The sequence below is a fragment of the Polaromonas sp. YR568 genome (genome assembly GCF_943369675.1).
Classification (GTDB): domain Bacteria; phylum Pseudomonadota; class Gammaproteobacteria; order Burkholderiales; family Burkholderiaceae_C; genus Polaromonas.
Window position 1 is genome coordinate 1 of record NZ_CALROB020000044.1, and the last position, 12,685, is coordinate 12,685.

At 68.3% G+C, this 12,685-nt stretch carries 10 protein-coding genes and 1 pseudogene; 7 read left to right on the forward strand and 4 right to left on the reverse strand.

Annotation, left to right across the window (positions count from 1 at the left end; genetic code table 11):
• From mutL to ACLV8F_RS19995, 5 genes and pseudogenes are all read left to right on the forward strand, one after another.
• A pseudogene (mutL, locus tag ACLV8F_RS19975) lies at nt 1-1,035 on the forward strand (DNA mismatch repair protein MutL); the annotation flags it as partial.
• Between the two features lie 160 nt (nt 1,036-1,195).
• The gene (locus ACLV8F_RS19980; protein ID WP_411885948.1) at nt 1,196-2,038 is read left to right on the forward strand and encodes an alpha/beta hydrolase; all 843 of its coding nucleotides are present in this window, start codon (nt 1,196-1,198) and stop codon (nt 2,036-2,038) included.
• Nucleotides 2,039-2,099: 61 nt separating this feature from the next.
• Nucleotides 2,100-3,377 (forward strand): multidrug effflux MFS transporter, encoded by a 1,278-nt coding sequence (locus ACLV8F_RS19985; protein ID WP_411885949.1) that lies wholly within the window; start codon nt 2,100-2,102, stop codon nt 3,375-3,377.
• Between the two features lie 78 nt (nt 3,378-3,455).
• Entirely contained in the window at nt 3,456-4,364 is a 909-nt protein-coding gene (gene miaA / locus ACLV8F_RS19990; protein WP_411885986.1) for a tRNA (adenosine(37)-N6)-dimethylallyltransferase MiaA, read from the forward strand.
• Nucleotides 4,361-5,020 (forward strand): ABC transporter ATP-binding protein, encoded by a 660-nt coding sequence (locus ACLV8F_RS19995; protein ID WP_411885950.1) that lies wholly within the window; start codon nt 4,361-4,363, stop codon nt 5,018-5,020. Before miaA ends, ACLV8F_RS19995 begins: the two co-directional genes overlap by 4 nt.
• On the opposite strand, the gene ACLV8F_RS20000 is transcribed toward ACLV8F_RS19995, so the two are convergent.
• The 4 genes from ACLV8F_RS20000 to ACLV8F_RS20015 form a co-directional block, all read right to left on the reverse strand.
• Complete coding sequence (locus ACLV8F_RS20000; RefSeq protein WP_411885951.1) at nt 5,017-5,379, reverse strand: cupin domain-containing protein; 363 nt, start codon at nt 5,377-5,379, stop codon at nt 5,017-5,019. The genes ACLV8F_RS19995 and ACLV8F_RS20000 overlap by 4 nt on opposite strands.
• A gap of 18 nt (nt 5,380-5,397) precedes the next feature.
• Nucleotides 5,398-6,687, reverse strand: coding sequence for an NAD(P)/FAD-dependent oxidoreductase (locus ACLV8F_RS20005; protein WP_411885952.1), 1,290 nt, complete (start codon nt 6,685-6,687; stop codon nt 5,398-5,400).
• Between the two features lie 10 nt (nt 6,688-6,697).
• Nucleotides 6,698-8,317 carry a GMC family oxidoreductase gene (locus ACLV8F_RS20010; protein WP_411885953.1) on the reverse strand — a complete coding sequence of 540 codons (1,620 nt, stop codon included), beginning with the start codon at nt 8,315-8,317 and terminating at the stop codon, nt 6,698-6,700.
• 108 nt (nt 8,318-8,425) lie between these two features.
• Nucleotides 8,426-9,955, reverse strand: coding sequence for a PLP-dependent aminotransferase family protein (locus tag ACLV8F_RS20015; RefSeq protein ID WP_411885954.1), 1,530 nt, complete (start codon nt 9,953-9,955; stop codon nt 8,426-8,428).
• 82 nt (nt 9,956-10,037) lie between these two features.
• On the opposite strand from ACLV8F_RS20015, the gene ACLV8F_RS20020 reads away from it, so the two are divergent.
• Together ACLV8F_RS20020 and ACLV8F_RS20025 are read left to right on the forward strand one after the other, a co-directional pair.
• The gene (locus tag ACLV8F_RS20020) at nt 10,038-11,180 is read left to right on the forward strand and encodes a mandelate racemase/muconate lactonizing enzyme family protein (RefSeq protein WP_411885955.1); all 1,143 of its coding nucleotides are present in this window, start codon (nt 10,038-10,040) and stop codon (nt 11,178-11,180) included.
• Nucleotides 11,181-11,182: 2 nt separating this feature from the next.
• Nucleotides 11,183-12,676: an aldehyde dehydrogenase family protein gene (locus ACLV8F_RS20025; protein ID WP_411885956.1), complete on the forward strand. Its 1,494-nt coding sequence runs from the start codon at nt 11,183-11,185 to the stop codon at nt 12,674-12,676.
• The last annotated feature ends 9 nt before the right edge of the window (nt 12,677-12,685 follow it).

Sequence of the window (12,685 nt, forward strand, 5' to 3'; positions counted from 1 at the left end):
TATGTCGAGATCGATCCCAGCCGTGTCGACGTCAACGTGCACCCGACCAAGATCGAGGTGCGTTTTCGCGACAGCCGTGAGGTGCACCAGGCGGTGCGCCACGCGACCGAAAACGCACTGGCGATTCCGCGCTCCACCGTTGCGGCGGACTCGGGGCTGGCAGGAACGGCCACGGATGCCGCCTCCGACTCACCCCAGGCGTTTTCGCGCCAGGGATGGGCGCAACCCGCCATGAATTTCGCGGCAAACGGAAGCAATGGCGGCAGCCGGGTCTCCGACTTCGAGGCCATGTGGCCCACCCCGCGAGCGGGCGAAGGCCGCGTTGAAGCAGGCGGCTTCGCGGCTGCACCAGCCTATGCACCCGCAGCCGCCCCCACCGCGCCCACCGCGCCCACCAATGGTGCGTCAAATCCCGCCGACTTCATCCCCCTGCCCCCCGGCGACTGGCCGCTGGGCCGCGCGATTGCCCAGTTGCAGGGCATTTACGTGCTGGCCGAAAACACCCAGGGCCTGGTCATCGTGGACATGCATGCGGCCCACGAGCGCATTGTTTACGAGCGCCTGAAGACCCAGATGGACGGCGGCGAAGGCGCCAGCCTGGCCAGCCAGCCGCTGCTGATCCCCGCCACTTTTGCCGCCAGCCCGCAGGAAGTCGCCACGGCCGAGGCCAGCGCCCAGACCCTGGCGACGCTGGGCCTGGAGATCACGCCGTTTTCACCCAAGACCCTGGCGGTGCGCGCCGTGCCCACCAGCCTGGCGCAGGGCGACGCGGTGGAACTGGCCCGCAGCGTGCTGGCCGAACTGGCCCAGCACGACGCCAGCACGGTGATACAGCGCGCGCAGAACGAGCTGCTGTCGACCATGGCCTGCCACGGCGCGGTGCGCGCCAACCGCAAGCTCACACTGGACGAAATGAACGCCCTGCTGCGCCAGATGGAAGCCACCGAGCGCTCCGACCAGTGCAACCACGGCCGGCCGACCTGGCGCCAGGTCAGCATCAAAGAGCTGGATTCGCTCTTCATGCGCGGCCGCTAGAGGCGGCTCCGGTCCCAGCTTTTCATAACTTCACCGCACGGTGACGGCCCAGGCGGCATACGGGCGCAAGAATTGCATGCTGTAGTCACAAGAACCTGTTCGCGTAGGGGGAAACACCAGCCACGAGAACTTTTTCGGCACAAGGCACTCAGTCATGACCATGAAACGCTGGCACTTTTTTGCAACCTGCTGCGCGGCGCTGGCGATGCTGGCGGGCTGCGCGACCCTCGACGAGAAACAACGCACCTGGATCTTCCAGCCCAGCGACCGCACCTGGAGCGGCGGCGCGGCGGCCGCCGTGGGCATGGACGACGTCTGGGTCGACTACACCGCCGCCAACGACCACCCGGTTCGCCTGCACGGCCTGTGGCTGGCCAGCGACCGGCCCGATGCCGCCAAGGCGCCGGTGCTGCTCTACCTGCACGGCGCGCGCTACAACGTCACCGGCTCGGCGCCGCGCATGCGCCGCATGCAGGAGCTGGGCTTTTCGGTGCTGGCCATCGACTACCGCGGTTTCGGCAAAAGCACGCAGGAGCTGCCGTCCGAAAAGTCCGCCTATGAAGACGCCCGCGCCGCCTGGGACTGGCTGGCGAAAAAATACCCCGACCGGCCGCGTTACATCTTCGGCCACTCGCTGGGCGGGCCCATCGCCATCAACCTGGCGACCGAGGTCAAAGACGAACGCGGCACCATCGTCGAAGGCACGTTCACCTCCATTGCCGACGTGGTGAGCAGTTCCCAATGGGGCTGGATGCCGGTGTCGCTGCTGATCACCCAGCGCTTCGAAGCCGTGCGCAAGGTCGACAAGATCGGCTCGCCCCTGCTGGTGGTGCACGGCGGTGAAGACCGGCTCATCCTGCCCGACCTGGGGCGCAAGCTCTATGACGCGGCCGCCGAGCCCAAGCTCTTCATGCTGGTCGAAGGCGGTTCGCACCACGACACCAACATGGTCGGCCAGCCGCAATACAAGCAGGCGCTGGCCCGGCTTTTCGACATGAAATAGCCGGGCGCCATGCCCGGCCCCGGCGGCCGTTCCCGGCCGTCAATCTGATACCCTCAGGTGGATGTCCGCCCCCTCACCGCCTTCCCTGCCCGCCCCGAAAATCCCGGCCATCCCCGCGGCCGCGCCCACCTCCATGCCGACCGGGCTGATCGTGCTCATTTTGTCGATGCTGCTGGGCATACAGCCCGTCACCACCGACCTCTACCTGCCCGCCCTGCCCGCGCTCACCCAGGGTTTCGGCGCGCCCATGTCGCAGGCCCAGCTCACGCTCAGTGCATTGCTGCTGGCCTTCGGCACGTCACAACTGATCTGGGGCCCGCTGTCCGACCGCTTCGGGCGCCGCCCCATCCTGCTCTGGGGCCTGGCCGCCTACACGCTGGCCTCCGTCGGGAGCACCTTCGCGCCGTCGATGGCCATGCTGATCGCCTGGCGCGTGGTGCAGGGCGCGGCCATGGGCGCGGTCGTCATGTGTGCGCGCGCCATCGTGCGCGACCTGTACCAGCCGCTTGAGGGCGCGCGCGTCATGTCCAAGGGCCTGAGCGGCCTGGGCGTGCTGGCCTGCGTCAGCGCGCCGCTGGGCGGCCTGCTGTCGGAGTTCTACGGCTGGCGCATCGCGCTGGCGGCGCTGGCCGTGTTCGGCGCGGCCACGCTGGCGCTGGTCGGCCTGCGTTTTGAAGAAACCCTGGCACGCAAAAACCCGCGGGCCCTGCACCCCGCCACGCTGCTGCGCACCTGGCTCACCATCCTGCGCAACCCCACCTTCCTGGCTTTTTCGGCGCTGACCGCGGCCTCCTACGGCGGGCTGTTCACCTTCCTGGCGACTTCGTCCTTCGTCTTCATCCAGGTGCTGGGCCTCAGCAAAACGGGCTACGGCCTGGTGATGTTCTCGATGTGCTTTTGCTACCTCACCGGCACCTTCATCTGCCGGCGCCTGCTGCCGCGCTTCGGCGTGCGCCGCTCGGTGGCGATTGCCGCCTGCCTGAGCCTGACCGCCGGCACCACCATGGGCGTGCTGGCCTGGGCCGGCGTGCAAAACGTCTGGGCCATCATGCTGCCTTACTACCTCTTCATGCTGGGCCACGGTGTGCACCAGCCCTGCGGCCAGAGCGGCGCCGTCGGCCCCTTCCCCCAGGCGGCCGGCGCGGCCTCGGCGCTCAACGGCTTCTTGATGATGCTGGTGGCCTTCGGCATGGGCGGCTGGCTGGGCACCCACATGGACGGCACGGTGCGGCCGCTGACACACGGCATCTGGTTCTGGAGCGCCTTGATCGCCACGTCGGCCTGGACCGTGGTGCGCAAATACGGCGAGCCCGCGCACGAGGCCGCCGCCAGGGCCTGAGGCCGCAGCAGGAAACCCGTGAGCGTCCCCTACATCTGCATCGCCGGGCCCACCGCGTCCGGCAAGACCGCCGCCGCGATGGCGATTGCGCAGCGCCACGCTGTCGAGATCATCAGCGTCGACTCGGCCCTGGTCTACCGCGGCATGGACATAGGCACGGCCAAGCCCACGCCTGATGAACTCGCCGCCGTGCCGCACCACCTCATCGACATCCGTGACCCGCTGCAGGCCTACAGCGCCGCCGAGTTCGTGGCCGATGCCCAGCGCCTGATCGACGAGATCAGCGCGCGCGGCAAGCTGCCGCTGCTGGTGGGCGGCACCATGCTCTACTTCAAGGCCTTGTTCGACGGCCTGGACGACATGCCCAAGGCCGACGCCGCCGTGCGCGCCGTGCTGGCCGACGAAGCGGCCGCGCAAGGCTGGCCCGCGCTGCACGCCGAACTCGCCCGCGTCGACCCGGCCACGGCCGCGCGGCTGGCGCCCAATGACTCGCAGCGCATCTCGCGCGCGCTCGAGGTGTTCCGTGTGTCGGGCCAGCCGCTGTCTTTTTTCCATGCGCAAGGTGCGGCCAAAAAATCCGCGGCGAACAGCGGCGACGTTACTGCGCCGGTGCTGGTTTCTCTGGAACCGCAAGACCGCGCCTGGCTCCATGAACGCATCGCCCAGCGCTTTGACGCCATGCTCGCGTCCGGCTTCATAGCCGAAGTCAAAGCCCTGCGCGCGCGCGGCGACCTGAATTCCGACCTGCCCTCCATGCGCTGCGTCGGCTATCGCCAGGCCTGGGAAGCGCTGGACGGTGCTTACCCCATGAGCGAGCTGCGCGACAAGGGCATCTTCGCCACGCGCCAGCTCGCCAAGCGCCAGATCACCTGGTTACGCTCCATGCCGCAGCGCCGGGTGGTCGCTTGCGATGCACCCGATGCGTTGCAACAGGTGCTGGAACTCGTCGACACACAAACACCAACGCAGGCGAAAGGCCGCGCATGAACAACCTGCAGGTCCGCGAGCTGGCCAAACGCTACGGCGATGCGGTGGTCTTCAGCCATGTCTCGCTGGATGTCGCGCCCGGCGAATTCGTCGCCATCGTCGGCGAATCGGGCGTGGGCAAATCCACGCTGCTCAACTGCATGGCCGGGCTGGACAGCTGGGACGAGGGCACGGTGCAACTCAAGGGCCAGGACCTGGGCGCCCTCAGCGACGACCAGCGTGCCCTGCTGCGCCGCCGCCACGTCGGGTTTGTCTTCCAGGCCTTCCATGTGCTGCCGCACCTGGACGTGGCGCAAAACGTGGCGCTGCCGCTGTTGCTGCTGGAGCAGCCCGACCCCGCCCGCGTGGAAGCCATGCTCGAAGCCGTGGGCCTGGGCGGCCTGGGCGGGCGGCTGCCGCAGCAACTCAGCGGCGGGCAATTGCAGCGCGTGGCGATCGCGCGCGCGCTGGTGCACAAACCCAGCCTGCTGCTGGCCGACGAACCCACCGGCAACCTGGACCCGGGCACCGCCGCATTGGTGATGGACGCGCTGATCGCACAGACGCGCGGGCAAGGCGCCTCGCTGGTGCTCGTCACCCATTCGGAAGCCGCCGCCGCGCGCGCCGACCGCACGCTGCACCTGAGTGCGGGCGGCATCCGGACTAGTGCGCGCTAGTGGGGATTGAACAGCACGTAGACCTTGCGCATGGTGGCCTGGATGTCCCACACGCCTGTCGTTTCAGCCGGAAAGAAATACACGTCACCCTGGCGCAGCGCCACGGGTGCGCCGCCGTCCGGCGTGAACACCGCGCTGCCGCTGAGCACATGCATGGCTTCGGCTGAACGCACCTGCCGGCGGTAACTGCCCGCTGAACACTCCCAGAGGCCGACCTCGGGCTGGCCGTCGAGCGGCAGCACCATCTTTTCGCCGCGCAGCGTGCAGGCTGGTTCGCTGAGCGGCATGCCCACCGTGCCCCAGTCCTGCAGCGCGCCGCTTTGCAGCATGGAAGGTGAATCGAGTTTGCGGATGGTCATGGTTTTTCCAGATGGTTTTTAAACACCGCGCTGGTCACGCCAGCGGTAGTAGCGGACCGACGCGGCGAGGAACCAGGGATTTCCGGTATAAAACGGCCGGGTCTGAAAGGCCAGCCCATCCAGCGCCGTGCGCCCTTCCTTGAGCCCCAGCACCTGCTGCCCCACCCGCATGCCGAAGTAGCTCGATGTGCCCACACCCGCGCCGCAATAGCCCATGGCGTAATAAAGCCCGTCATGCAACCCGACGTGCATCAGCTCATCAAAGGTATAAGCCACCAGGCCGGACCAGGAATGGCTGATGCCCACGCCGGCCAGCTCAGGGAAAATCTTCACCATGTCGGCATGCAGCAGCGGCCCGCTCACGCGGCTGTCGGTTTCCTGGTGCGACACGCGGCCGCCGAAGAGTATGCGTTTGCGGTCCGGCGAGGCGCGGTAGTAATAGACCACCTTGCGCGTGTCGCTGACGATGCGGTTGCGCGGCATCAGGCGGTCCATCAGGCCCTCGGGCAAAGGCTCGGTGGCGATCATGTAGCTGCCGATGGGGATCACGCGGCGGCGCAGCCAGGGCGTGACCTTCCCTGTGTAGCCGTTGGTGGCGACCACCACGTCGCGCGCACGCACCGTGCCCCTGGGCGTCGTCACGAGGAAATGGCTGCCCTGTTTCTCGATACCGGTGGCGGGACTGCGCGGCGCGACCTGCACGCCGGCGGCCAGCGCGCGCTCCAGCAGGCCCTGGTGGTAGCGCGCCGGGTGCACCGAGCAATGTTGCGTATAAACCGCCCCGCCCCAGTAGGCATCGCTGCCGAGTTCGCCGCGCTGCTCGGCGCGCGGCACCATGTGCGCTTCGACCTCCAGGCCCTTGGGCTGGTTCGCCAGCCTGGCTGCCAGCGCCTCATATTGCGCCGCGTTGTGCGCGGCATGGAAGCGCCCCACCCGGCCGTAGCTGCAATCAATGTTTTCGCTGCGGATGAAATCACCGACCCAGGCAAGCGAGCGCTGGCCTTCACGCAGGATCTCAAAGGCTTTTTCGCTGCCGTGGCGGCTGGCCAGCAACTCATAGCTGGGCTTGATGCTGGTCGACACCTGGCCGCCGTTGCGTGTGCTGCAGCCCCAGCCGGCGTCTTCGGCGTCCAGCACCAGGGTCGAGCGGCCGCCGCGCGCGGTCTGCAGCGCGGCGTGCAGGCCGGTGTAGCCCGCGCCTATGACCGCCACGTCGACGCTGGCGGGCAGCGGCGCCTGGGCCAGCTCGCGGCGCGGCACCTCGTCCCACCAGTAAGGCGCCAGCTTGCAATGTTCAAGAATGTCCACAGGCTTTCTTTCAGGAGCGCGCATCGCGCAAAACTTCGTCCGCGCCCTTTTCGGCCAGCATCAGCGTGGGCGCATTGGTGTTGCCCGAGGTCAGCGAGGGGAAGGCCGAGGCGTCGATCACCCGCAGGCCGGCCAGGCCGTGCACCTGCAGGCGGTGGTTGAGCACGCTGGTGGCCGGGTCCGGGCCCATGCGGCAGGTGCTGACCGGGTGGAACACGGTGGAGGCGCGCTGGCGTATGTCGTCCATCAACTGCTCATCCGACTGGACCTGCGCGCCGGGCACCAGTTCCTGCTCGATGATCGCGCTGAACGCCGGCGTGGCGGCCAGGCGGCGCAGGAAGCGCGTGGCTTCCATCATCTCCTGCACGTCATGCGCGGTGGCCAGCGAGTTGGGCTCTATCAGCGGCGCCGCCATCGGGTCGCCGGAACGTAGCCGCAACTGGCCGCGGCTGCTGGGTTTGCAGGGCTGGGCGCTCAGCAGAAAGCCCGGGTAGGGGTCGGGCGCCATCAACGCGCGTTTGCCGGGCGCGGCCTTGAGGTAACTCAGCGGCGAAAAATACAGCTGCATATTCGGCCGCGCCAGGCCCGGGCGCGAACGGAAGAAGCCGCCGCCCTGGTTGACGCTGAGCGCCAGCGGGCCGCTGCGCATCGCCACGTATTGCAGCCCGGCCCACAGCTTGCCGTACCAGGGGCCGAGCTGGTTGTTGAGCGTGGGCACTCGCGATCGGTACAGATGGTCTATGCAGAGGTGGTCCTGCAGGTGCTGGCCCACGGCCGGTGAATCGTGCACCACCGCAACGCCCAGCGCCTTGAGCTGCGCCGCCGGGCCGATGCCCGACAACTGCAGCAGTTGCGGGGAGTTGATGGCGCCGGCCGACACAATCACCTCCCGCCGTGCCTGGGCGAACAGTGACTGTCCGCCTTGCCGGTACACCACGCCGCTGGCCTTGAGGCCGTCGAACACGATGCGCGTGGCGTGCGCATCGGTCTGCACGCTGAGTCTGGCGCGCTTCATCGCGGGCCGCAGGTAGGCGCTGGCGGCCGAAGCGCGCAGGCCGCCCTGCGTGGTGATCTGGTAGATGCCGACGCCTTCCTGCGAAGCGCCGTTGAGGTCGGGGTTGTGCGGCAGCCCGGCCTCCCAGCCTGCCTGCAAATACACCTTGCACAGCGGGTGCACCTGGGCACTGACGTCGCTCACGCGCATCGGCCCGCCGGCGCCGCGCCAGACATCGGCGCCATGTTCGTTGTCTTCGAGTTTCTTGAACCAGGGCAGCACCTCGTCCCAGGACCAGCCGGTGTTGCCCAGCGCCGCCCATTCGTCGAAGTCGGCCGGCTGGCCGCGCACGAACACCATGGCATTGATGCTGCTGGAGCCGCCCAGCACCTTGCCGCGCGGCCAGTAGGCTTCGCGGCCGGCCAGGCCCGGATCGGGCGCGCCGCGGTACATCCAGTTGACGGCCGGGTTGTAGAAAGACTTGCCGTAGCCAATGGGCACGCGCAGCCAGATGCGCTGCTCGCTGCCGCCGGCTTCGAGCAGCAGCACGCTGTGCTCGCCGGATTCGCTGAGGCGATGGGCCAGCACGCAACCGGCGGAGCCGGCGCCCACGATGATGAAATCAAACTCTGTCACCGGGTGGAGCATCTCACGGCAGGTGGCCTGCCGCACAGGTCCGTTTTGGACTAAATGCCAGACCAATCCCAAACCCGCATATGCCCGAATGTGCCCGCATACGCCGGCTCAGGCCGCGCGGGCTTTGCGCGCCGCGCGCGGCGGCCTGGCTTTGAGCTGCTTGTCCAGCACGTCGGCCAGCACCTTCACGCCGGCCTCTATCACCGGCGGCGGGCTGCTGCCGAAGCCCAGCACCAGGCCGCTGACCTTGAGCGGCGTGATGGCGAAGCGGCCCAGCGGCGAAACCGTGATGCCGCGCCGGTCGGCCTCCTGCGACACGTCGGCCTCGGCCAGCCGCGGCGCCAGGTAGCCCACGGTGTGCAGGCCGCTGTGGGCCGGCACCACGTCGAGCAGGCCGCCCAGGTGTTTGCCGGCCGCGGCAGCCAGCGCCTCATGGCGCTCGAAGTAGATGTGGCGCATGCGCCGCACGTGCACCGCAAAATGCCCCTCGTCGATGAACTCCGCCGTCACGCCCTGCGTGTGCGAGGGAACGCCCGGCAGGAAACGGCTCATGACGGCGCGGAAGGTTTCCACCAGCGCCGGCGGCGCGAGCACATAGCCCAGGCGCAGCGCGGGAAACAATGACTTGCTGAAGGTGCCCACGTAAATCACGCGGCCCGTGGTGTCCACACTCTTGAGCGTGGGCGGCGGCCGGCCGGCAAAGAAAAATTCGCCGTCGTAGTCGTCTTCAATCACCCAGGCGCCGGCCTGCTCGGCCGCCTGCAGCAGCGCGAAGCGGCGCGCCAGGCTCATCACGCAACCCAGCGGCTGCTGGTGCGAGGGCGTCACAAAAGCCAGGCGAAAACGCGGCGCCAGGCGCAGGCCTTCTTCCACACGCAGGCCGTTGGCGTCCACCGGCACGGGCACCAGGTCGGCGCCCGAAGCCACCAGGCTGTTGCGCGCGCCTATCGCGCCCGGGTTCTCGAACCAGACCTTGTCGCCGGGATTGAGCAGCATGGAGCCGATCAGGTGGAAGGCCTGCTGCGCGCCGCCCAGGATAAAGACCTGCTCGGGGTCGCAGGTGATGCCGCGGTTGGCGCGCAGGTGCGAAGCGACCGCGCGGCGCAATTGCGGCGCGCCGTAGGGGTCGCCGTAGCCCATGACTTCATCGTGGTTGCCGCGCAGCCACTTCGCCGACAGCCTGGCCCACTGCGCCGTGGGAAACACGTCGAAGGCCGGCAGCGCGGTGGTGAAGGCGCGCGGCGCGTGCGGCAGGCGGCGGCGTTCGACAAAACGGCTGAGGGCGTCTTCCATCACGGCCGACAGGCGCGGCGCGGCGGGCTCGGGGGAAGAGGCTTTGGCCTTCGAAGGCATGGGCCGGTCGGCGCCCAGCACGGCACTGACGAAGGTGCCGGAGCCGGTTTGCGAATCGATCAGGCCTTCGGCCGTGAGGCGGCTGAAGGCCTCGACCACCGTGGTGCGCGACACGCCCAGGTCGTTCGCCAAAGTGCGGCTGGCCGGCAGGCGGTCGCCGGGGGCGAAGCCGCCGGAAAGGATGATTTCGCGCAAGGCCATGCACAGCTGCGTGCTCACCGGGTGATGGTGGCTGTGATCGATACGGATCGACAGCAAGAGGGAGCCGCCCGCGCGCTTGACCATAAATTTCCTTAGTGATCTTTGGAAAAATGGTATCACGCATTAATCAAAATGGACCTGTTCCGCCATCCACTTGAGCGAGATGATGGCTGCATCCAACACTCTTGTCGGCTCGGGTTCCTCCATGCTCATCCGGAAAATCGAAACCTTTTGCGATCCCTTCGTGGGCTTTGTGCGCGTCACCACGGACGACGGCGCGCAAGGCTGGGGCCAGGTCTCGCCCTACCACGCCGACCTCAGCGTGCAGGTGCTGCACCGCCAGGTTGCGCCCTGGTCGCTGGGCCGCGACGCGCTGGACGTGGACGGCCTGGTCGACGCCATCGCCGAGCTTGAGCACAAGTTCCCCGGCTCGCACCTGTACCGCGCCATCTGCGGCGTGGAAACCGCGCTGTGGGACCTGCGCGGCAAGGCCGAAGGCAAACGTGTCTGCGAGCTGATAGGCGGCAGCGCCAGACCGCTCACCGCCTACGCCTCTTCCATGAAGCGCGACATCACGCCGCAGGATGAAGTCAAACGCATGCTCGCGCTGCGCGACGAGTGCGGCTTCAATGCCTTCAAGTTCCGCGTGGGCGCGGAATACGGCCACGACAGGGACGAATGGCCGGGCCGCACTGAAGAGATCATCGCGGCCATGCGCGGCGCGCTGGGCCAAGGCCCTGCCTTGCTGGTGGACGCCAACAGCTGCTATTCGCCACGCCGCGCCATCGAGGTCGGCCGCATGCTGGAAGACCACGGCATCAGCCACTTCGAGGAGCCCTGCCCTTACTGGGAACTCGAGCAGACGCGCGAAGTGCGCGAAGCGCTGTCCATCGACGTGACCGGCGGCGAGCAGGACTGCTACATGCCGCTGTGGAAACACATCATCGATTCGAAAACGGTGGACATCGTGCAGCCCGACGTCTGCTACATGGGCGGCCTGGCCCGCACGCTGCGCGTGGCGCGCATGGCCGAGTCCGCGGGGCTGCCCTGCACGCCGCACAGCGCCAACCTGTCGATGGTGACGCTGTTCACCATGCACCTGCTGTGCGCCATCCCCAACGCCGGCAAGTACCTGGAGCTGTCCATCGAGGGGCCGGACTACTACCCCTGGCAAGAGGGTTTGTTCGTGAGTTCACCCTACACCGTGCGGGACGGCCGGGTTACCCTGCCTGACGCGCCGGGATGGGGGGTCGAGATCAACCCCGCTTGGCTTGCAAAGTCCAGCTACCAGACAAGTGAGATTTCCTGAACATGGCCACCCCCTTGAACGCATTGGTGCACGAAGCGCAGACGAGCGGCACGCTCGCCGGCCTGCCGGACCGCCACCTGGTCAATGGCGTTTTTGTACCCTCGCTGAACGGCGCGCGCATGGAGACGCTGGACCCGGGCACGGGGCGCGCCTTTGCCAGCTTTGCCGCCGGCGATGCGGCCGACGTGGATGCGGCCGTGGCCGCCGCGCAGGCCGCGCTCACCGGCCCATGGCGCGCCCTCACGCCGGCGCAGCGCGGCCGCCTGCTCTACCGCGTCGCAGGCTTGATACGCGCCAATGCCGACCGCCTGGCCGTGGCCGAAACACTGGACAGCGGCAAGCGCCTGGCCGAAGCGCTGGGCGACGTCGCCGGCGCGGCGGCGACTTTTGAGTACTACGCCGGCGCCTGCGACAAGCACCAGGGCGAAAGCATTCCGCTGGGCGAGGACTATCTGGCCTACACCGTGCACGAGCCCGTCGGTGTCACCGCCCACATCATTCCCTGGAACTACCCGCTGTCTTCGGCCGCGCGCGGCATCGCGCCGGCGCTCGCAGCCGGCTGTACCGTGGTGGCCAAGCCGGCCGAGCAGACACCGCTGACCGCGCTGATGCTGGCCCGGCTGTGCGTCGAAGCCGGCCTGCCGCCGGGTGTCTGCAATGTGGTGACCGGCACCGGCGCACTGGCCGGCGCCGCGCTGGTGCGGCACCCCGGCGTGCACCACATCAGCTTCACCGGCTCGGTCGCCACCGGCATGGACGTGATGCGCGGCGCCGCGCCCAACGTGACGCGCCTGGTGCTGGAGCTGGGCGGCAAGTCGCCGGTGCTGGTGCTGGCCGACTGCGACATCGACAAGGCTGTTGAGAACGTGCTGGGCGGCATTTTTGAAAACGCCGGGCAGATCTGCTCGGCCGGCTCGCGCCTGGTGATAGACCGCCGCATCCATGCGGACTTCGTGGAGCGACTGGCGGCCCGCGCCGGCAAGATGACCCTGGGCCACGGGCTGCGCGATGCGGACATGGGCGCGGTGAACTCCGCGGCCCACCTGGACAAGATCGCCGGCTACGTGGACCGCGCCCGGGCCCGCGGTGTGGCGGTGCGCTGCGGCGGCCGGCGCGCCGCCGACCCCCTGACCGGCCAGGGCTGGTTTTACGAGCCCACCATCCTGGACGCGCTGGCGCCGGACGACGAGGCGGTGCAGCAGGAAATTTTCGGGCCCGTATTGTGCGTGCAGGTGTTTGACGACATCGACGAAGCCGTGGCGCTGGCCAACGGCACCGACTTCGGCCTGGTCGCGGGCATCTTCACGCGCGACTTCGCCAGCGCCCACCGGCTGGCCGCGCGGGTGGATGCGGGACAGGTCTACATCAACGAATACTTCGCCGGTGGCGTGGCCGTGCCCTTCGGCGGCAACAAGCGCTCCGGCTTCGGCCGTGAAAAAGGGCTGGAGGCGCTGCGCAGCTACAGCAAGCTCAAAAGCGTGGCGGCGCGTATTTGAGGCGCTCGC

What these genes read in the sequence shown, in the direction of transcription:
- ACLV8F_RS19980 (WP_411885948.1), top strand. Translation starts at nt 1,196, where the DNA reads ATGAAACGCTGGCACTTTTTTGCAACCTGCTGCGCGGCGCTGGCGATG.
- ACLV8F_RS19985 (WP_411885949.1), top strand. Translation starts at nt 2,100, where the DNA reads ATGTCCGCCCCCTCACCGCCTTCCCTGCCCGCCCCGAAAATCCCGGCC.
- miaA (WP_411885986.1), top strand. Translation starts at nt 3,456, where the DNA reads ATGGCGATTGCGCAGCGCCACGCTGTCGAGATCATCAGCGTCGACTCG.
- ACLV8F_RS19995 (WP_411885950.1), top strand. Translation starts at nt 4,361, where the DNA reads ATGAACAACCTGCAGGTCCGCGAGCTGGCCAAACGCTACGGCGATGCG.
- ACLV8F_RS20000 (WP_411885951.1), bottom strand. Translation starts at nt 5,379, where the DNA reads ATGACCATCCGCAAACTCGATTCACCTTCCATGCTGCAAAGCGGCGCG.
- ACLV8F_RS20015 (WP_411885954.1), bottom strand. Translation starts at nt 9,955, where the DNA reads ATGGTCAAGCGCGCGGGCGGCTCCCTCTTGCTGTCGATCCGTATCGAT.
- ACLV8F_RS20020 (WP_411885955.1), top strand. Translation starts at nt 10,038, where the DNA reads ATGGCTGCATCCAACACTCTTGTCGGCTCGGGTTCCTCCATGCTCATC.
- ACLV8F_RS20025 (WP_411885956.1), top strand. Translation starts at nt 11,183, where the DNA reads ATGGCCACCCCCTTGAACGCATTGGTGCACGAAGCGCAGACGAGCGGC.